Origin of the sequence: Oryzomicrobium terrae, from assembly GCF_008274805.1 — a bacterium.
Classification (GTDB): domain Bacteria; phylum Pseudomonadota; class Gammaproteobacteria; order Burkholderiales; family Rhodocyclaceae; genus Oryzomicrobium; species Oryzomicrobium terrae.
This window is the reverse complement of the sequence record NZ_CP022579.1, coordinates 2,172,720-2,190,375: the sequence shown is the minus strand read 5'-3', so window position 1 is coordinate 2,190,375 and position 17,656 is coordinate 2,172,720. Positions and strand designations below refer to the sequence as shown.

The 17,656-nt window shown below is 67.6% G+C and carries 17 protein-coding genes; 3 read left to right on the top strand and 14 right to left on the bottom strand.

The genetic code is table 11. The annotated features are described in order from the left end of the window. Window positions 1–4: 4 nt before the first annotated feature. Both OTERR_RS09980 and OTERR_RS09975 read right to left on the bottom strand, forming a co-directional pair. Window positions 5–859, bottom strand: coding sequence for an AAA family ATPase (locus OTERR_RS09980; protein WP_054621402.1), 855 nt, complete (start codon window positions 857–859; stop codon window positions 5–7). A gap of 9 nt (window positions 860–868) precedes the next feature. After that, entirely contained in the window at window positions 869–1,945 is a 1,077-nt protein-coding gene (locus OTERR_RS09975) for an alkene reductase (RefSeq protein WP_149425655.1), read from the bottom strand. Window positions 1,946–2,155: 210 nt separating this feature from the next. Here OTERR_RS09975 and acuI point away from each other — a divergent pair, with 210 nt between their 5' ends. The 3 genes from acuI to OTERR_RS09960 all read left to right on the top strand — a co-directional run bounded on the left by acuI (window position 2,156) and on the right by OTERR_RS09960 (window position 5,704). Next, a complete protein-coding gene (acuI, locus tag OTERR_RS09970) occupies window positions 2,156–3,154 on the top strand; it encodes an acrylyl-CoA reductase (NADPH) (protein ID WP_149425654.1) in 999 nt (332 codons plus the stop codon). A 128-nt stretch (window positions 3,155–3,282) separates the two neighbouring features. Beyond that, complete coding sequence (locus OTERR_RS09965; RefSeq protein ID WP_149425653.1) at window positions 3,283–4,614, top strand: DUF898 family protein; 1,332 nt, start codon at window positions 3,283–3,285, stop codon at window positions 4,612–4,614. 10 nt (window positions 4,615–4,624) lie between these two features. Continuing rightward, window positions 4,625–5,704 carry a M48 family metallopeptidase gene (locus tag OTERR_RS09960; RefSeq protein ID WP_187775214.1) on the top strand — a complete coding sequence of 360 codons (1,080 nt, stop codon included), beginning with the start codon at window positions 4,625–4,627 and terminating at the stop codon, window positions 5,702–5,704. Between the two features lie 261 nt (window positions 5,705–5,965). Here OTERR_RS09960 and OTERR_RS09955 read toward each other — a convergent pair whose 3' ends face one another. The 12 genes from OTERR_RS09955 to OTERR_RS09900 all read right to left on the bottom strand — a co-directional run bounded on the left by OTERR_RS09955 (window position 5,966) and on the right by OTERR_RS09900 (window position 17,654). After that, complete coding sequence (locus tag OTERR_RS09955) at window positions 5,966–7,612, bottom strand: methyl-accepting chemotaxis protein (protein WP_054621397.1); 1,647 nt, start codon at window positions 7,610–7,612, stop codon at window positions 5,966–5,968. A 95-nt stretch (window positions 7,613–7,707) separates the two neighbouring features. Then, window positions 7,708–8,139: a DUF1841 family protein gene (locus OTERR_RS09950; protein WP_054621461.1), complete on the bottom strand. Its 432-nt coding sequence runs from the start codon at window positions 8,137–8,139 to the stop codon at window positions 7,708–7,710. Between the two features lie 29 nt (window positions 8,140–8,168). Then, entirely contained in the window at window positions 8,169–9,272 is a 1,104-nt protein-coding gene (locus OTERR_RS09945) for an FIST C-terminal domain-containing protein (RefSeq protein WP_149425651.1), read from the bottom strand. Between the two features lie 10 nt (window positions 9,273–9,282). Next, entirely contained in the window at window positions 9,283–9,885 is a 603-nt protein-coding gene (gene nth / locus OTERR_RS09940; RefSeq protein WP_246154490.1) for an endonuclease III, read from the bottom strand. Between the two features lie 52 nt (window positions 9,886–9,937). Beyond that, the gene (locus OTERR_RS09935) at window positions 9,938–10,627 is read right to left on the bottom strand and encodes an electron transport complex subunit E (protein ID WP_149425650.1); all 690 of its coding nucleotides are present in this window, start codon (window positions 10,625–10,627) and stop codon (window positions 9,938–9,940) included. Beyond that, window positions 10,624–11,265 (bottom strand): electron transport complex subunit RsxG, encoded by a 642-nt coding sequence (gene rsxG, locus OTERR_RS09930; RefSeq protein WP_149426507.1) that lies wholly within the window; start codon window positions 11,263–11,265, stop codon window positions 10,624–10,626. Before rsxG ends, OTERR_RS09935 begins: the two co-directional genes overlap by 4 nt. Window positions 11,266–11,347: 82 nt before the next feature. Then, window positions 11,348–12,391, bottom strand: coding sequence for an RnfABCDGE type electron transport complex subunit D (locus tag OTERR_RS09925; protein ID WP_149425649.1), 1,044 nt, complete (start codon window positions 12,389–12,391; stop codon window positions 11,348–11,350). Beyond that, on the bottom strand, window positions 12,388–14,343 hold the full coding sequence (gene rsxC / locus OTERR_RS09920) for an electron transport complex subunit RsxC (RefSeq protein ID WP_149426506.1): 1,956 nt from the start codon (window positions 14,341–14,343) through the stop codon (window positions 12,388–12,390). Before rsxC ends, OTERR_RS09925 begins: the two co-directional genes overlap by 4 nt. Further along, on the bottom strand, window positions 14,343–14,933 hold the full coding sequence (rsxB, locus tag OTERR_RS09915; protein WP_054621392.1) for an electron transport complex subunit RsxB: 591 nt from the start codon (window positions 14,931–14,933) through the stop codon (window positions 14,343–14,345). The genes rsxC and rsxB overlap by 1 nt, the downstream gene beginning before the upstream one ends. Then, window positions 14,933–15,517: an electron transport complex subunit RsxA gene (rsxA, locus tag OTERR_RS09910; protein ID WP_054621391.1), complete on the bottom strand. Its 585-nt coding sequence runs from the start codon at window positions 15,515–15,517 to the stop codon at window positions 14,933–14,935. Before rsxA ends, rsxB begins: the two co-directional genes overlap by 1 nt. A 154-nt stretch (window positions 15,518–15,671) precedes the next feature. Then, entirely contained in the window at window positions 15,672–16,715 is a 1,044-nt protein-coding gene (locus OTERR_RS09905; protein WP_149425648.1) for a quinone-dependent dihydroorotate dehydrogenase, read from the bottom strand. 180 nt (window positions 16,716–16,895) lie between these two features. Continuing rightward, a complete protein-coding gene (locus tag OTERR_RS09900) occupies window positions 16,896–17,654 on the bottom strand; it encodes an arginyltransferase (protein ID WP_149425647.1) in 759 nt (252 codons plus the stop codon). Window positions 17,655–17,656 lie beyond the last annotated feature (2 nt).

The following is a 17,656-nucleotide window of genomic DNA, read 5'->3' as shown; positions in this document are numbered from 1 at the left end:
GGGGTCAGCCGCGTCCTTGCCGGTTGAGGAAGATGAGACGCTCGAAGAGGTGCACGTCCTGCTCGTTCTTGAGCAGGGCGCCGTGCAGCGGGGGCAGGGCGGTCTTGCCGTCCTTGGCGCGCAGGGCTTCGGCGGGGATGTCTTCGGCGAGCAACAGTTTCAGCCAGTCGATCAGTTCCGAAGTGGAGGGTTTCTTCTTCAGCCCGGGCACCTCGCGCAGGCCGAAGAACACTTCCAGGGCCTCGGCCAGCAGTTCCTTCTTCAGCCCGGGATAGTGCACGTCCACGATGCCGGCCATGGTGTCCCGGTCGGGGAAGCGGATGTAGTGGAAGAAGCAGCGGCGCAGGAAGGCGTCGGGCAGCTCCTTTTCGTTGTTGGAGGTGATGATGACGATGGGCCGGTGCTTGGCCCGGATCGTCTCGCGGGTCTCGTAGACATGGAACTCCATGCGGTCGAGTTCGCGCAGCAGGTCGTTGGGAAACTCGATGTCGGCCTTGTCCACCTCGTCGATCAGCAGCACCGACGGGGTGTCGCAGGCAAAGGCCTGCCACAGCACGCCGGGGACGATGTAGTTGGCGATATCGTGGACCCGTGGGTCGCCCAGTTGGCCGTCGCGCAGCCGCGAGACGGCGTCGTACTCGTAGAGCCCCTGCTGGGCCTTGGTGGTGGACTTGATGTGCCACTGGAACAGGGGCAGCCCCAGGGCCCGGGCCACTTCTTCGGCCAGCAGGGTCTTGCCGGTGCCCGGTTCGCCCTTGATGAGCAAGGGGCGCTGCAGGGTGGCGGCGGCGTTCACCGCCAGGGTCAGGTCGGGCGGGGCGACGTAGCGATCGGTACCGGTAAAGCGTGGTGAAGTCATGGAAAGAGATCAGCCCAGGGTGGGGTAGTCGGTGTAGCCCTTTTCCTCGCTGCTGTAGAAGGTGGCGGTATCGGGCGTGTTGAGGGGGGCGTTGCGGCGGAAGCGCTCCACCAGATCGGGGTTGGCCAGCATCAATCGGCCGAAGGCCACGGCGTCGGCATGGCCGCTGGCGATGGCGGCGTTGCCTCGGGCCAGGTCGTAGTCGCCGCAGGCGATGTAGGGTCCGGCAAAGGCTTGGCGCAGGGCGGTGAAGTCGAAGGGAAGGGCGGCTTCGCCCGGGCTGCCGGCGCCGTCCTCGATCACATGCAGGTAGGCCAGGCCGTGGGGCGAAAGCTGCCGCGCAGCGTATTCGAAGGTGGCCTGGGGGGCTGCGTCGGCCATGTCGTTGAATGGGCTGATCGGCGACAGGCGCACGCCGACCCGATCGCTTCCCCAGACGTCGCAGACGGCCTCGGTCACTTCCAGCAGTAGCCGGGCCCGGTTTTCCACCGGACCGCCGTAGGCATCGTTGCGCCGGTTGGTGCCCGAGCGGAGAAACTGGTCGAGCAGGTAGCCATTGGCGCCATGGACCTCGACCCCATCGAAGCCTGCATCGAGCGCATTTTTTGCCCCCTGGCGGAAGCTCTCGACGATGCCGCCGATTTCGGCCATGGCCAGGGCCCGGGGCGTGATGAAGTCCTGCAGACCGGTGCTCGTCCAGGCTTGGCCGGCAGGTTTGATGGCGGAAGGGGCCACCGGGAGGGCGCCGCCGGGCTGCAGGCTGGGATGGGAAATTCGCCCGACATGCCAGAGTTGCAGAACGATGCGCCCGCCGGCCTGGTGCACCGCTCGGGTCACCTGCCGCCAGCCGTCGATCTGGGCCGGGCTGTGGATGCCCGGAGTACGCGGGTAGCCGTGGCCCTCGGGGCAGACCGGGCTGGCCTCGGTGACGATCAGGCCGGCCGTGGCGCGCTGAGCATAGTAGGTGGGGGCGAGGGGGGAGGGAACATCACCGGCTACCGCCCGGTTGCGCGTCAGCGGCGCCATGACGATGCGATTGGGTAAGGCCAGGGCCCCAAGGTCGACTGGGGAAAAAAGATCAGCCATGATGTTCTCCTGCGGGGCCGCGCCAGGGCTGGCGTGCGGATCGCGCGACACCGGCCGGGTAGGCTGGGTTTATTATTTGGTTATGTTATAGGTAACGATTTTACCTATTTTGTATCTTTTGGATTGTACGGCAGAACGATTTTGTTTCTGTCATAGCCGGGTATTTCATTACGTTCCGATTCAGCTTCATTCGATGCTCTGGAGACCACAATGTTCGATGCCATCCTGGTGGAAAAATCCGGCGACACCGGCGCGGTGAGCGCCCGGCTGACCCAGCTCAACGATAGCGACCTGATCGCCAACACCGAGGGCGATGTCATCGTGGCCGTGGCCGCTTCAACGGTCAATTACAAGGACGGCCTGGCCATTACCGGCAAGGCGCCGGTGGTGCGACGCTACCCCTTGGTGCCCGGTATCGATTTTGCCGGGACCGTGCTCGAAAGCAGCCACCCGGACTGGAAGCCTGGGGACAACGTGATTCTCAACGGTTGGGGCGTGGGGGAGGGCCATTGGGGCGGCTATGCCGCCAAGGCCCGGGTCAAGGGCGACTGGCTGGTGCCCCTGCCTGCTGCCTTTACACCGGCTCAGGCGATGGCCATTGGCACCGCCGGCTATACCGCCATGCTCTGCGTCCAGGCCTTGGAGGCCCACGGCATCACGCCGGACAAGGGGGAGGTGCTGGTCACCGGCGCCGCCGGCGGGGTGGGCTCGGTGGCGGTGGCCCTGCTTGCCAGGCTGGGCTACAGCGTAATCGCCTCCACCGGGCGTTCCAGCGAAACCGATTACCTCAAGCAACTGGGGGCCGCCAGCATCATCGACCGGGCCGAACTGTCCGCGCCAGGACGCCCCCTGGGCAAGGAGCGCTGGGCCGGCGCGGTGGATACGGTGGGCAGCCATACCCTGGCCAATGTCTGTGCCGGGACCCGTTACCGGGGCGCCGTGGCCGCCTGCGGCCTGGCCCAGGGGATGGATTTCCCCTCGTCCGTGGCGCCCTTCATCCTGCGCGGCATCACCCTGTGCGGCATCGACAGCGTCATGGCGCCCCAGGCGGTGCGGCGCGAGGCATGGCAGCGGCTGGCCCGGGATCTCGACCTGGCCAAACTGGAGGCCATGACCCGGCATATCCGCCTGAAGGATGTGATCGGGGCGGCCCACGATATCGTCAATGGCCAGGTCCGCGGCCGCCTGGTGGTGGATATCGCCGACTGAGCGCCGACCGAGCCTGTTTTTTTTGGGTTTCCACATTGCGCTTTCACCCGGATCGCATAGTGCCGGCTTAGAATTCCCCCCTGATAAGGAACGTCAGTTTCCGGTCAATAAAAAACACAGGGGGTTTCATGACGAGCAGCGAATTTGCCGCCGACCACTACGGCGTGCTGGGGATTGCGTTTGGGGCCACGTCGGTGGAAATCGCCGCGGCATACCGCCGTGGCCTGGCCCGCCTGCAGCACGGACTGGCGAGCGGGGAAGCGCCGGGACCGGAGGCATTGGATGCCCTGCGCCATGCCTACAAGGTGTTGTCCGACCCGGAGCGCCGCCAGGCGTACGACGCCACCCATCCGGCGGCTTCCCGGGCGAGCCAGGACGCTCGTGTCGCAGAACCCCATTCCCGGCCAGCCACCGGCGGCCAAGGTCTTGGCCATGCCAGCAATGATGCCGCCCAGTCCGGGCCGCAGCGTTTCGACCTGGAATTTGTCGGCAGCGGCGGCGAGTATTTCCGCATCTGGATCGTCAATCTCTTCCTCTCGATCATCACCCTGGGTATCTATTCGGCCTGGGCCAAGGTGCGGCGCGAGCAGTACTTCCACCGCAACCTGCTGCTCGACGGCAGCGGCTTTACCTACCATGGCCAGCCTTCCGCCATCCTCAAGGGACGGGCAGTGGCCTTCGTGTTGCTGATGGCCCTGTCGGTCACCGAGAAAATCGGCCCGCTGGCCCACGGCATCGCTCTGCTGGCGCTGATTCCGGCGGTGCCCTGGCTGGCGGTGCGGGCCTTTCGCTTTCGCGCCCATAACACCAGCTACCGGGGGCTGCATTTTTCCTTTCACGGCACCTACCGTCAGGCCCTGACCACCTTCGTCGGCTTTGGCCTGCTAACCCTGGTTTCGTTGGGGCTGCTGTTCCCCATGTGGCTGCAGCGGCAGAAGCGTTTCGTCCTCGACAACCTGTACTACGGCACGGCCCCGTTTGCGTGCACCGTGGGGTCGGGGGCTTTCTTCACCATCTTCCTCAAGCCCTTGTTGGGCGGCATCGGGGTCGGTGCGGCCCTGTTCCTGCTGGTCACCCTGGGGGGGCCGGCCATGAGTCTGATCGTTCCCGTGCTGATGGTCGGGCTCTTCCTGGCCTTCCAGTTGCTGTTCCTGCCCTACATCACCGTGAGCATCACCAACCTGGTGTGGAACCACACCAAGCTGGCCGATCACGGCTTCTCCAGCCAGCTGCGGGTGTTGCCATACTTCGGCATCGTCTTTAGCAACTGGGTGGCCATCATTTGCACCCTGGGCCTGTTCTGGCCTTGGGCCAAAGTGCGCCTGGCTGCCTACCGGGCGCGCAATCTGTCCCTCAATGCCCGGGGCAGCCTGGATGAATTCGTCGTCGGCGAAAGTACCCGGGCCAGCGCCCTGGGTGACGAAGCGGCGGACATGTTCGATCTGGACGTGGCGTTTTAAGGCCATGACGGTGTCCCAGCTTTCCCCGCTGTCCTTGTCCTCCTTGCCGGCCGCCTATTTCGATGGCCGTACGGCGCGGCGGCATGAGGTGTACCTCACCGTGTCAGGTGAGCAGCTACGGGTGAGCGGAGGCATGGTCGACTTTGCCGTGCCCCTGGCGTCCTGCCGTCTGGGAGAAGCCCTGGGCGGGGCGCCCCGTTTGCTGACCCTGCCGCAGGGCGCCTATTGCGAGGTGTCTGCTGGAGGCTCCACTGCAGCGCAGGACGCGCTGCGCGCCTTGGCCGGGGCCCTGGAGCCGGCGGCCCGGGGCGAGGGCCTGGCGGTGCGCTTGCAGCGGCGCTGGACCTGGACGGTGGCATCCCTGATGCTGACCGTGGCACTGTTGGCCGCCGGCTATCAGTGGGGCTTGCCCTGGGCGGCGGCCAAGGTGGCGCCGTTGGTACCCGCCGCCGTGTCGCGCCATATTTCCGAGCTGGCGATGCAGGCTCTGGATGGGCCGTTGCTGCAGCCCACAGCTCTCAGTGCGGATCGCCAGCAGGCGTTGCGCGATCGGGTGGCGGCCACGCTCGGCCACCAGCCGGGGGTACCGGCCTACACCCTGCATTTCCGCGCCGCACCCCGGGTGGGGGCCAACGCCTTCGCCCTGCCCAGCGGCGATATCGTCGTACTCGATCCCCTGGTCAAGCTGGCCAAGGACGATGACGAGATCGTCGCTGTGGTGGCTCACGAACTGGGGCATGTGGCCTACCGTCACAGTCTGCGCCAGTTGATGCAAAGCTCGGTCGTGGCGTTTGTCGTCGGTGTCTACCTGGGCGATGTCTCTTCCCTGGCCAGCGGCCTGGGCGCTCTGGTGTTGGAATCCCGCTATTCCCGGGGGTTCGAGTTTGAGGCCGATCGTTACGGGGCGCAAAAGCTCTTGGCGGTGGGAATTTCGCCCCAGACCCTGGGAACGATGTTGGCCCGGCTGGAAGCGTCCCACGGCAGTCCCGGCAAGGACGGGGGCGGGCAGGGTGATCTGCTGGCCTCCCATCCTGATACCGCCGCGCGCATTGCCGCCCTGCGCACCCTGTCGGCCACCCCGGCCCGCTGAATCGCCGCCCCGGCTGGGGCGGCCGTCGTATCCAGAAGCGGGGACGGGCGGCAGCCTATTCGTTGCTGCACTGGGCCTGGGTTGAGGCGGATACAGCGGGCAGATACAGCGTGCCGCCCGGCGCAATACCAGACTAAAACAGCCCCCCTGAAACACCGCGCCCGTACTTGATTTCCCGAGGGTATGCCCCAGGATCGAGTACGGGCGCGGTGTTTCAGGCAGGCAGGGCGGAGAGGCCCGTGCCTGCTGGAGTTTGGCGGGTCAGTACTTGAAGCGGCGCACCAGGGCGTTCAACTCGGCGGCCAGCTTCTCCAGGCTTTCCGCCGTGGCGGCGGTGTTCTGCATGGCGGCACTGGTTTCTTCGACCATCTGGGCGATGTGCTCGACCTTCTGGGCGATGCTGGTGCTGGCGGCGCTCTGTTCGTGGGTGGCATCGGCCACGTCGTTGATGCGCTCCAGGGTGTTGCCGGCGCTCTCGCGGATGCCGCGCAGGGATTCGGCGGCGTTCTCGGCCATGGCCACGCCGGCCTCCACCTCGGGCAGGGCAGCGCCCATGACCTGGACCGCTTCGCTGGTTTCGCCCTGGATGCCCTGGAGCATTTCCTCGATCTCCACCGTGGCGGTGGAGGTACGCTCGGCCAGCTTGCGTACCTCGTCGGCGACCACGGCGAAGCCGCGGCCGGCTTCCCCGGCCCGGGCCGCCTCGATGGCGGCGTTGAGCGCCAGCAGGTTGGTCTGGGCGGCAATTTCCTTGATCACCCCGGCGATCGACGAAACGTGCTGGGCCCGCTCTTCCAGGGAGCGGATCTTGTCGGCCGTCTGGGTGGCGCTTCCGGCGATGGCGTTCATCGCCCGCACCGCTTCCTCGACCCGGCTCTCACCCTGCTCGGCCAGTTCCGCCGAGCGCAGCGACTCGCTGCGGGTGTCCTGGGCGCTGGAGGAGATGTGGTTGATGCTCACCGTCATCTGCTCGATCGCCGCGGCCATGGCCGAGGTGGCGTCGGCTTGCTGGTGGGCCGAGATCGAGACTTCCTTGGAGGCGGTGCTGATGCGTTCGGCGTTGCTCACCAGGGTTTCCGAGCCCTGGCCGATTTCCCGGGCCATGGCGCGGATGGCCGCGACCATGGTGGCGAAGGAGGCGAGCATGGAGCCCTCGGGTGCGTTGGCCACGGTGACCGTCAGGTCGCCGGCCGAGGCGCGGGCCATCAGTTCGATGGCTTCGGCCGGCTCGCCACCGACCTGGCGCAGGATGCTGCGGCTGATGAGGAAGGTGATGGCACCGATGGCGAGCAGGATCACGGCCGTGATCGACAGGCTGACGGTGAGGCGGTTGCGGAACTCGGTTTCCACGTCGTCCAGGTAGATGCCGGTACCCACCACCCAGTTCCAGGGGGTGAATTTCATCACGTACTGGAGCTTGCGCACCGCTTTTTCCGGCGGCTGGCCGGGGCGGGGGAAGAGGGTTTCGACGTAGGCCGAAGAAGCGTTGGCGACACCGTTGACGAGGTTCTTGATGGTGTAGCGGCCCTGGATGTCCTTGACCTGCTCGGACATGTTCTTGCCGGCCCACTCGAGCTTGATCGGGTGCATCACGCTCACCCCGTCGGTGGTCCAGATGTAGAGGTACTCGGCCTTGCCGTCCTCGCCGCCGTAGCGGGTCAGACGGATCACTTCCTTGGCGCGGGCCTGGGCTTCCTCCCGGGTCAGCTTGCCTTCGGCCTCCTGGGCCTGGAAGCCGGCGATCATGCTGTAGGCGTTTTCCACCTGGGCGCGGACCAGGGCCTTGCGCGCCTCAGTCAGCTCGGTCCGGGTATTGAGCGCCGAGAGCACGGTCATCAGAATCAGCCCGAGCAAAACCGTGGCGGTGATGACGAGCATCTTGGTGCGCAGGCGCATTTTTTCCAGCATGTTGTTCTCCTCCGAGTATTACGACTTGAACGGCGGGCCTCTCAGGGCGCTTGCCGGTGGTGCAGGGGTAGGGCGTGGGCGATTAAAACATGCTTTCAGGCGCCAGGAGCGCTGCGACGGATGGCCTCGAGGTAGCCCTCGGCATCCATGGCGCCGCCGTTACGCTGAGCCTTCCAGACCGCCTCGCCGAGGCATTCGAGCAGGCGATGCAGGGCGTCGTGTTCATCGTCGAGGCGGCGGCGCAGCCCGTCGTAGGCGGCGCGGATGCCCCGGGGCTGGTCGATCGACAGCTGCTCGGCGACAGCCAGGTGCAGGGACAGGTGCAGAAAAGGGTTCATCGCCCCCTGTTCTGGCGTCCATTCCCGGCCCAGGGCATCCGGGTCGGCCAGCAGGGCGTGGTATTCGGGGTGCAGGGCGATGATGTCGGCGGCCGGTACTTCGGCGCCGGACAGCACGGCGCCTTCGCGCCACTTGCGGTAGGTGTCGCAGAAAAACTGGCGCACCTGGTCTCGGGAAGGGTTGAACATGGTGGTCATGGCAGGAAAGGGGGAGGTGGCTAGGAGGCCGCCGCGTGACGCGAGGCGACTGCCGCCAGCACGCTGTTGTTGAGCAGGCGGGCGCCGCCGTTGGGGGTGGGCACCAGCTGGCCGCTGCCGTAGGCACCGATCAGGGGCATGCCCGGGTAGGCGTCGCGGAAGGCGCGCAGATCCAGGTCGTCGCTGCCGTAGAAGTAGGGGCCGCGGCCGATGCAGGAGAACATCAGGCCGAATTCCGGGTGGGGGGCTTTTTGCCGCAGACGCGCCAGGGTGGCGCTCATTTCGTGCTGGGCGCCGCTCGGTTGGCGCAGGCCCCAGGTGATCTGGGCACCGGGGGTGACGCGCCGGGCCAGGGTCAGGGAACGGTCCAGGTTGCCGGCCAGAACCGGCACGATGCGGGCCCGGCCGGCAGCCAGGGCTTCTTCCGGATTGCCGTCGGCGATTACCGCCACCAACTGATGGAGGGGCAGGGGCGAGCGCTGGCGCAGGTCGTCAGGCAGAACCTCCTTGAGTACCTCGAGGGCCGGACGCTGTCCCAGGGTGTGCAGGTCGTAGCCTTCGACGCCGGTGACCAAGCTGGAGCTGCCGAGCAGTTCCAGGCCAAGGGATACTCCCCAGTCGATGTCCATACCGGGGAAGCACACTTCGGCGCGGCCGTCGCTGGCCAGGCGGCCGTGGCTCCACACCGGGGTGGCCGGCGGTGCCTGGCGGTGGGCAAAGCCTCCGCCCAGGCGGCTGAAGCAGCCGCCAAAGCGGGGCGGCCCGCTCTGCCAGTCGGAGAGCAGGTGGGCGGTGCCGGCCAGGGAGAGATGCAGGCCCGTTCCGGTCGGTGCCAGGCCGTCGTCGCCGCAGAGCAGCAAAATGGCCACGGCCGGGCGATCCACCACCCAGCCTTCTTCGGTGCACACCCCCATGGCCACCGCCCCGGCGATCTGGGTGGTGGCGGTGATGCGGGAAACGCTGCGCAGCGCTTCCCGGGCGTTCCGGTTGAATTCTTCGGAAAGGAAAACGAGGGCGGCACGAGGGTGCTGCCCTTCGAGTTTTTCCAGGGCGACGCGAACTGCTTCCTCCGCCAGCTGGGGAGTGGCATCGACGCCGGCGACAAGCGCGGTGGCTACGGTCATTACAACGTGTTCAAAGGGGTGGGGGCGAATCCGCAGTCTTGTCGGGGTACTCGCACAGGTCGGCAATCACGCAGGCGCCGCAGTCAGGCTTGCGCGCCTTGCAGGTATAGCGACCGTGCAGAATCAGCCAATGGTGTGCGTCCTGTTTGTACGTGGCCGGAATGACTTTTTCCAGGGCCAGCTCTACCGCCAGCGGAGTTTTCCCGGGCGCCAGCCGGGTACGGTTGGCGACGCGGAAGATGTGGGTATCCACCGCGATGGTGGGCTGGCCGAAGGCGGTGTTGAGCACCACGTTGGCGGTTTTGCGGCCCACCCCGGGCAGGGCTTCGAGCGCTTCCCGGGTCTGCGGCACTTCGCCGTTGTGGCGTTCGAGCAGCAGGCGGCAGGTGGCGATCACGTTCTTTGCCTTGGTACGGAACAGGCCGATGGTCTTGATGTGTTCCATCAGCCCCTCCTCACCTAGAGCGAGCATAGCGTCCGGCGTTGGCGCGAGGGGGAAGAGGCGACGAGTGGCGAGGTTGACGCTCTTGTCGGTGGCTTGGGCTGAGAGCGCCACGGCGACGAGCAGCTGGAAGGGCGTTTCGTATTCGAGTTCGGTGGTGGGGGCCGGCATGGCGGCGGCCAGGCGGCGGAAAATTTCGAGGCGTTTGGTGGCGTTCAACGGTTCATCCCTGCGGGTCGGCCATGGCCGGGGTGGTGCCGGGGTGGGAAGCGGGGCGGCGGGCCCGCGATTCCAGCCAGTTCTTCCAGGCGATCAGGCAACCGAGCAGCACGAAGGCGCCCGGGGGCAGCAGGGCGATCAGCAGGCCCGGATAGTCGGCGGGTAACAGGCGCAAGGCGCTGGCGCCAGGGATCACCAGGTCGATGCCGGAAAACAGGGTACCGGCACCGATCAGCTCGCGCAGCCCGCCCAGCAGGGTCAGGGTCCAGAGCATGCCCATTCCCATGAAGATGCCGTCCAGGGTGCTGTGCAGGGGCGGATTCTTGGCGGCGAAGGCTTCCACCCGGGCAAGCACGATGCAGTTGGTGACGATCAGGGGGATGAAGATGCCGAGCACCAGGTAAAGGCTGTGCAGTCCGGCGTTGAAGGCCAGGTCCACCACCGTCACCAGGGCGGCGACGATCAGGATGAACACCGGGATGCGGATCTCGTGGGGAATCAGGTTGCGCAGGCTGGCGATGGCCACGCCGGACAGGGCCATCACCAGGATGGTGGCCAGGGACAGCATGGCGCCGTTGGTGGCATTGGTGGTCACCGCCAGCAGCGGGCACAGGCCGAGGATCTGCACCAGGCTGGTGTTCTGCTTCCACAGGCCGTTGCCGGCGATGGTGGCGATTTCGTCGCGGCGGATCATGGCTGCTCCTTGCCTACAGAAGGGGAGTCGAACAGGGCGTCGCGGTTGGCGGCGGCGTAATCGAGGGCCTTCTTCACCGCCTTGACCACCGCCCGGGGGGTGACCGTGGCGCCGGCCATGGAGTCGAAGCGCCCGCCGTCCTTCTTGACCCGCCATTCGGCCGCGGCGGCCGTGGCCAGCGACAGGCCGTCGAACTGGCGGATCCAGGGGCGCTCCTTGTTCTTGTCCTTCTTCGGCTCGATGTAGTCGCCCAGGCCCGGTGTTTCCTTGTGCTGGGTGACGCGCACGCCGAGCAGCCGGCCGTCGGCGCTTACCGCCAGGATTAGGCGGATCGCTCCGGCGTAACCGTCCGGCGCGATGGCTTCGAGCACCAGGGCGGCAGGCTCGCCGCCACGCCGGGCGCGCAGCGCCTCGCCACCGTCGGCCAGGCCCAGTTCCGGAGTGGGCGGCAGCTTGAGGGCGTCACCGAGCAGGTCGTTGTCGTAGCTGCCGGCGGGCAGTACCTCGTTGATCAGGCGCATCTTCTCTTCCCGGGCCGAGGCCTCGATGGCTGGCCGGGTGAGCTGGTAGGCCCCGGCCAGCAGGCCGGTAAAGACGATGACGAAGGCGAACAGGATCAGGGCTGTGCGCCGTGCCATGGTGGCGGCGCCGATTTCACCGGCCGGAGCGACGGATGCCGTCTCGGGCGTGGCAGGGTTTTGGGGAGAGGTGCCGTGCATGTCAGCGTTCTCCCTTGCGTCCGGCGGCGGCCATGGCCTTGGCGCCGAAGATGGGGGGCTGGGTGTACATGTCGATCAGCGGCACGCACAGGTTCATCAGCAGCACGCCGAAGGCCACCCCGTCCGGGTAGCCGCCGAACACGCGGATCACGTAGGCCAGACTGGCGGCGCCGGCGGCGAAGATCAGCTTGCCCCGGGGCGTGGTGCTGCCGGAGACCGGGTCGGTGGCGATGAAGAAGGCGCCGAGCAGGGTGCCGCCGGAGAGCAGATGGAAGAGGGGCGAGGCAAAGTTCTGGCTGTCGAACAGCCACAGCCCGCCGGCGAGCAGCGCCATGGCGCCCAGGTAGGCCGCCGGGACGTGCCAGGTCATGATCCGCCGGGCGATCAGGAACAGGCCGCCGGCCAGGTAGCCCAGGCCGACCCATTCCCAACCCTTGCCGGCGACGTGGCCGTAGACCGTGGCATCGCCCAGCACCATGGCCACGCTGCCGCTGCCCTCGGCCAGCTTCAGGGCGGTCTTCAGGTGGTCGAGGGGAGTGGCGCCGGTGAGGGCATCCAGGCCGGCGCGCTGGCCGAGAATGGCGTCAAGTTGGCTGGCGAAGGTGTCCGGGCCGGCAATGCCGGGCCACTGGGAGACCAGGGCCGGGTAGGAGACGATCACCACGGCAAAGCCGACCATGGCCGGATTGAAGGGGTTCTGACCGAGGCCGCCGTAGAGGTGCTTGGCCACCACGATGGCGAACAGCACGGCCACCACCGTCAGCCACCAGGGCAGGGTGGGCGGCAGGGTGAGCGCCAGCAGCCAGGCGGTGACCAGGGCCGAAAGATCGCTCAGGAACGGCCCCAGGGGCTTGCCGCGCAGGGCCAGGATCAGGGCCTCGGCGGCCAGTGCCGTGGCACTGGCGATGGCCAGCTGGACCAGGATGGCCGGGCCGAACCACCAGACGTAGGCGGCGATGCCGGGCAGCAGGGCGAGTAGCACCTGGGCCATCACCTGGGTGACGCTGGCCGGCTTGAGCAGGTAGGGCGCGGGTTGGTCGATCATGATGAGGTAGGCGGTTCGGCGCCGGGGGCGGCCGGGGGCGACACTTCGGCGGCCACCGTGGGGCCGGCGAGGCCAGCACTCTCGCGCCGCTGGTCGATGGCGGCAACCGCGGCCTGCTGGGCCGGGGTCAGATTGTCGGTATTGCGCGGCTGGACGGCAGCGCGCTGGGCCCGGGCCCGGGCCATGGCGGCGGCGATGGCCGCCTTCTTGGCCGCTTCGGCATCCACGGGCGCGTCGCCGCCATTGCCCCCGGCGACAGGGGGCGGCGTGGTCTGGATGGCCTCGCGGCGGGCATCAATGGCGGCGATTTCAGCCTGCCGGGCCGGGCTCAGATCATCGGTGTTGCGCGGTGCCACGTTGGCACGCTGGGCCCGGGCCCGTTCCAACGCGGCGGCGATGGCGGCCTTCTTGGCGGCATCAGGATCGCTGGCAGCCGGGGCAGGCGCTGCCACCCCGCTGGCTGGGGGTGTGGCCGGTCCAGACGCTGTGGTTGTGCCAGCGGCTTTTTCCGCGGCCGCCTTTTCCGCCTGGCGGGCGGCGGCCTTGGCCAGTTTCTCGGCCTTCTCGGCTTTCTCCCGCTCGTCGCGCAACTGCTTGAACTCGAAGCGGGCCTTGGCCGCCTCGGCGGCGTTCTTTTCCTTTTCCCGGGCCCAGATCTCGCTCTTGGCGAAGCGGAAGTAGGACACCAGGGGAATGCGGGAAGGACAGACGAAGTTGCAGCAACCGCACTCGATGCAGTCGAACAACTCGTATTCCTGGGCCTTGCCGAAGTTCTTGGCGCGGCTCCACCAGTACAGTTCGAAGGGCTGCAGCTGGTGGGGGCAGGCCCGGGCGCACTCGCCGCAGCGGATGCAGGGCATTTCCGCCGGCTTGGGCGGGAACAGGGCCGGCGAGTGGGCGATCAGGCAGTTGGTGGCCTTGATGACCGGGGCGGCGGTGTCCGGCAGCATCACCCCCATCATCGGGCCACCCATGACCACGCCGTCGGTATCCGCCTTGGGGGCGGCCAGGGCCATCACCTCGGCGATGGGGGTGCCGATGCGCACCTCCCAGTTGCGGGCGGTGGCCACGTTGCCGGTGACGGTGACCAGCCGGGAGGTGACCGGCTCGCCGAAGGCCACGGCACGCCAGGCGGTGTAGGCGGTGGCGACGTTGAAGCACTGCACGCCCTGGTCGGTGGAGCGCTGGGCGGCGGGCACTTCCTTGCCGGTGAGCACCCGGATCAGCTCTTTGGCACCGCCGGTGGGGTAGCGGGTGGGTACCGCCACCACGGCGAAATCTTCGCCGGCCTTGGCCACCGCGGCCCGCATGGCGGCGATGGCCTCGGGCTTGTTGTCCTCGATGCCGATCAACACCCGCTTCGGCTTGAGCAGGTCGCGGAACAGGGTGATGCCGGCGACGATACCCTCGGCCCGCTCGCGCATCAGCAGATCGTCGCAGGTGATGTAGGGCTCGCACTCGGCGCCGTTGATCACCAGTTCGTCCAGGGCGCCGGCCTTACCGACGCTGAGCTTGGCGTGGGAGGGGAACACGGCCCCACCCAGGCCGACCACGCCGCTCTGCTGCAAATAGGCGCGCACCCCGTCCGGGCCCAGGGCCGCCGGGTCCACCGGCCGGTGCTCGATACAGGCGTCCCGCCCGTCGGCCTCGATCACCACCGCCGGGGCGGGCAGGCCCGAGGGGTGGGGCATGGGGGCGTCCTCGATGGCCACCACGGTGCCCGAGGTGGGGGCGTGCACCGCCGCCGAGATCCAGCCGTCGGCCTCGCCGATACGCTGGCCACGCAGCACCGCATCGCCCACGGCGACGCAGGGCCGGGGTGTGCCGCCGATGCTCTGGTGCAGAGGCACCACGTAGCGCGCCACCAGGGGCGCTTCGGCGATGGGCAGGACGGTGGATTCGGCCTTGTGGCTGGCGGGTTTGACGCCGCCTTTGAAGGAGAAGATGCCCATCAGGCGGCCTGCGCGGGGGAGGAAGGGGGCGGCGTCGTGGCCGAGGCCGGAGTGATCGCCACCACCGGGTACTTCCACTTCCAGGTGGCAATGTCCTCGGCGATGGGTTCCATGGTGATGCACTCCACCGGGCAGGGTGGCAGGCATAGCTCGCAGCCGGTGCACAGGGCGTCCACCACGGTGTGCATCTGCTTGGCGGCACCGACGATGGCATCCACCGGGCAGGCCTGGATGCACAGGGTGCAACCGATGCAGGTCTGCTCGTCGATCAGGGCCACGGCCTTGGGTTTTTCCACACCGTGTTCGGCGGACAGGGGCTTGAACTCGCGGCCGAGCAGGTCGGCCAGGCGGCGGATGCCTTCTTCGCCGCCGGGGGGGCACTGGTTGATGTCGGCCTCGCCCTTGGCGATGGCTTCGGCGTAGGGGCGGCAGCCGGCGAAACCGCACTGGCCGCACTGGGTCTGGGGCAGGCAGGAGTCGATCTTGTCCACCAGGGGATCGCCCTCGACCTTGAACTTGATCGAGGCGTACCCCAGGGCGGCGCCCAGGACTAGGGCGCCCAGGGCCATGACGGCGATGGCGGCGAGCATTACTGGTACTTGTCCAGACCGGAGAAACCCATGAAGGCCAGACTCATCAGCCCGGCGGTGACCATGGCGATGGCGGTGCCCTTGAAGTGGGTGGGCACGTCGGCGCCGTCGATCCGCTCGCGGATACCGGCGAACAGGATCAGTACCAGGGAGAAGCCCACCGCCGAACCAGCGCCAAAAAGCAGGGACTCGACGAAGTTGTGGCGGTTGGCGATGTTGAGCAGGGGCACGCCGAGCACCGCGCAGTTGGTGGTGATCAGGGGCAGGTAGATGCCCAGGGTCTGGTGCAGCACCGGGGAGGACTTCTGGATGACCATCTCGGTGAGCTGGACGATGGCGGCGATGGTGACGATGAACGACAGGGTGCGCAGGTATTCCAGGCCGAAGGGCAGCAGCAGGAAGTGGTCGATGATGTACGACGCGCCGGTCGCCATGGTCAGCACGAAGGTGGTGGCGGCGCCCATGCCGAAGGCGGTCTCCAGCTTCTTGGAAACCCCCATGAACGGGCACAGGCCGAGGATCTTCACCAGCACGACGTTGTTGACCAGCACCGCGCCGATGACCACGAAGAGGTAATGGCTCATATCAGGAGGACGTTGCTGCGTTGGTTACCTTGGCTGCGAGGCTGGATGGGCTGGCGCGAATTATCGGCTTCCCCGCGGCGGCCTTCAACCATGCCGGTGGCACGGCGGGGTGTCTACCCGGGGCGTTAGGGGGCGCCCCGGGTAGACATTCAGGTCAGGATTTGGCTGGCAACACCCGGGACAGTTCGTTGACCGCTTCCCGGATCAGGTCCGGGCCACGGTAGATGAAGCCGGTGTACAGCTGCACCATTTGCGCGCCGGCTTCCACCTTCTTGCGGGCGTCCAGGCCGTTGAGAATGCCGCCGACGCCGATGATCGGCACTTCGCCGGCCAGGGCCGTCGCCAGGGCGCGTACTACGGCGTCGGACTTGAGCCGCACCGGCGCGCCGGACAGGCCGCCGGCCTCTTCGGAGTGGGGCAGGCCCTCGACGCCTTCCCGGCCGATGGTGGTGTTGGTGGCGATCACCCCGTCGATGCGATGGCGCTTGAGGGCATCGGCAATGGCCACGATCTGGGCGTCGTCCAGGTCCGGGGCGATCTTCAGCGCCAGGGGCACGTAGCGGCCGTGCTGCTCGGCGAGCCGGGTCTGGGCCGCCTTGAGCTGGCCGAGCAAGTCGTCCAGGGCTTCGTCACGTTGCAGTTCGCGCAGGTTCTTGGTGTTGGGGCTGGAGATGTTGACCGTGACGTAGCTGGCCACGGCATAGACCTTGTTCAGGCAGGTCAGGTAATCGTCGGCGGCCTTCTCGATCGGGGTGTCGAAGTTCTTGCCGATGTTGATGCCGAGCACCCCGCCGCTCTGGGCGAAGCGGGAGCGGGCGACGTTGGCGAGCAGGCCGTCCACGCCGTGGTTGTTGAAGCCCATGCGGTTGATGATGGCCTGGGCTTGGGGCAGGCGGAACAGGCGGGGCTTGGGATTGCCGGGCTGGGCGCGGGGGGTGACGGTGCCGATCTCGATGGCGCCGAAGCCCATGGCGGCCAGGCCGTCGATGTATTCGCCGTTCTTGTCCAGGCCGGCGGCCAGGCCGACCGGGTTGGGGAAGGTCAGGCCCATCACTTCGACCGGATGGGCGGGGACGCGGGGGGCAACGAGGCGGGAGAGGCCCGCGGCGGCGGCGAAGTTCATCCCCGACAGGCCCAGGTGGTGGGCGGTTTCGGGGTCGAGGGAGAAGAGTGCGGAGCGCAGTAGGGTATAGAGCATCCCGCCATTTTACCCTAGCCCCGGAAGCTGGCCGACCGTCGCCTGAAGGTCTAGGCGGGGCGCGGTGTTCGGCGATAGGTGCTCGCCGAGGCGCGCCATTGCTTGTTCTTGGCGGATACCCCGTGGAGATTGGCTACTGGCGCGGGGTTTGGCCAGGGGCGGCTGCGCAGGCGGTGGGGGTCAGTCCGGCTCGTCAAGGCCGAGGTCGGCGGGGCCGAGTTCGCGCCATTCGCCGTCGATCAGCCCTTCCATGGGGCGAAAGCGGGATTTGTAGGCCATCTTCGGGCTTTCCCGGATCCAGTAGCCCAGGTACAGGTAGGGCAGGTGGTTGGCTTGGCACTGGGCCGCTTGCCAGGCGATGTTGTAGGTGCCCAGGCTGGCCTGGGGCAGGTCCGGTTCGAAGAAGGTGTAGACCGAGGAGAGGCCGTCGCTGAGCACGTCGATGACGCTGACCATGAGTACCCGGCCGGCGTCGGAGAATTCCACCAACCGGGTGTCCACCCGGCTTTGCAGCAGGAAGTGGGCGTACTGTTCCTGGCTGTCCTGGTCCATGCCACCCCCCGGGTGGCGCGCTGCCTGGTAGCGGTTGTAGAGGTCGTAGTGGGCGTCGTAGAACCCCAGGGGCAGTTCGCGTACGGTCAGATGGGCGTTGCGGCGCAGGGCACGGCGCTGGGAGCGGTCCGGGGTGTAGCGGGCCACCGGCAGGCGCACCGGCACGCAGGCCCGGCAGTGGTCGCACCAGGGGCGGTAGGTGAACACGCCGCTGCGGCGAAAGCCCCGCCGCACCAGGGCGCTGTAGACCTCGGTGGTGATCAGGTGGGTGGGGGTGGCCACCTGGGAACGGGCGGTCCGGTCTGCCAGATAGCTGCAGGGGTAGGGCGAGGTGGCGTAAAACTGCAGCAGCGAAAAGGGCAGTTCGGAGTCGTCGAGCAGCGCCATGG

Bases quoted from the DNA above. Each gene is read 5' to 3' on its own strand.
- OTERR_RS09980 (WP_054621402.1), bottom strand. From the start codon at position 859: ATGACTTCACCACGCTTTACCGGTACCGATCGCTACGTCGCCCCGCCC.
- OTERR_RS09975 (WP_149425655.1), bottom strand. From the start codon at position 1,945: ATGGCTGATCTTTTTTCCCCAGTCGACCTTGGGGCCCTGGCCTTACCC.
- acuI (WP_149425654.1), top strand. From the start codon at position 2,156: ATGTTCGATGCCATCCTGGTGGAAAAATCCGGCGACACCGGCGCGGTG.
- OTERR_RS09965 (WP_149425653.1), top strand. From the start codon at position 3,283: ATGACGAGCAGCGAATTTGCCGCCGACCACTACGGCGTGCTGGGGATT.
- OTERR_RS09955 (WP_054621397.1), bottom strand. From the start codon at position 7,612: ATGCTGGAAAAAATGCGCCTGCGCACCAAGATGCTCGTCATCACCGCC.
- OTERR_RS09950 (WP_054621461.1), bottom strand. From the start codon at position 8,139: ATGTTCAACCCTTCCCGAGACCAGGTGCGCCAGTTTTTCTGCGACACC.
- OTERR_RS09945 (WP_149425651.1), bottom strand. From the start codon at position 9,272: ATGACCGTAGCCACCGCGCTTGTCGCCGGCGTCGATGCCACTCCCCAG.
- nth (WP_246154490.1), bottom strand. From the start codon at position 9,885: ATGCCGGCCCCCACCACCGAACTCGAATACGAAACGCCCTTCCAGCTG.
- OTERR_RS09935 (WP_149425650.1), bottom strand. From the start codon at position 10,627: ATGATCCGCCGCGACGAAATCGCCACCATCGCCGGCAACGGCCTGTGG.
- rsxG (WP_149426507.1), bottom strand. From the start codon at position 11,265: ATGGCACGGCGCACAGCCCTGATCCTGTTCGCCTTCGTCATCGTCTTT.
- OTERR_RS09925 (WP_149425649.1), bottom strand. From the start codon at position 12,391: ATGATCGACCAACCCGCGCCCTACCTGCTCAAGCCGGCCAGCGTCACC.
- rsxC (WP_149426506.1), bottom strand. From the start codon at position 14,343: ATGGGCATCTTCTCCTTCAAAGGCGGCGTCAAACCCGCCAGCCACAAG.
- rsxB (WP_054621392.1), bottom strand. From the start codon at position 14,933: ATGCTCGCCGCCATCGCCGTCATGGCCCTGGGCGCCCTAGTCCTGGGC.
- rsxA (WP_054621391.1), bottom strand. From the start codon at position 15,517: ATGAGCCATTACCTCTTCGTGGTCATCGGCGCGGTGCTGGTCAACAAC.
- OTERR_RS09905 (WP_149425648.1), bottom strand. From the start codon at position 16,715: ATGCTCTATACCCTACTGCGCTCCGCACTCTTCTCCCTCGACCCCGAA.
- OTERR_RS09900 (WP_149425647.1), bottom strand. From the start codon at position 17,654: ATGGCGCTGCTCGACGACTCCGAACTGCCCTTTTCGCTGCTGCAGTTT.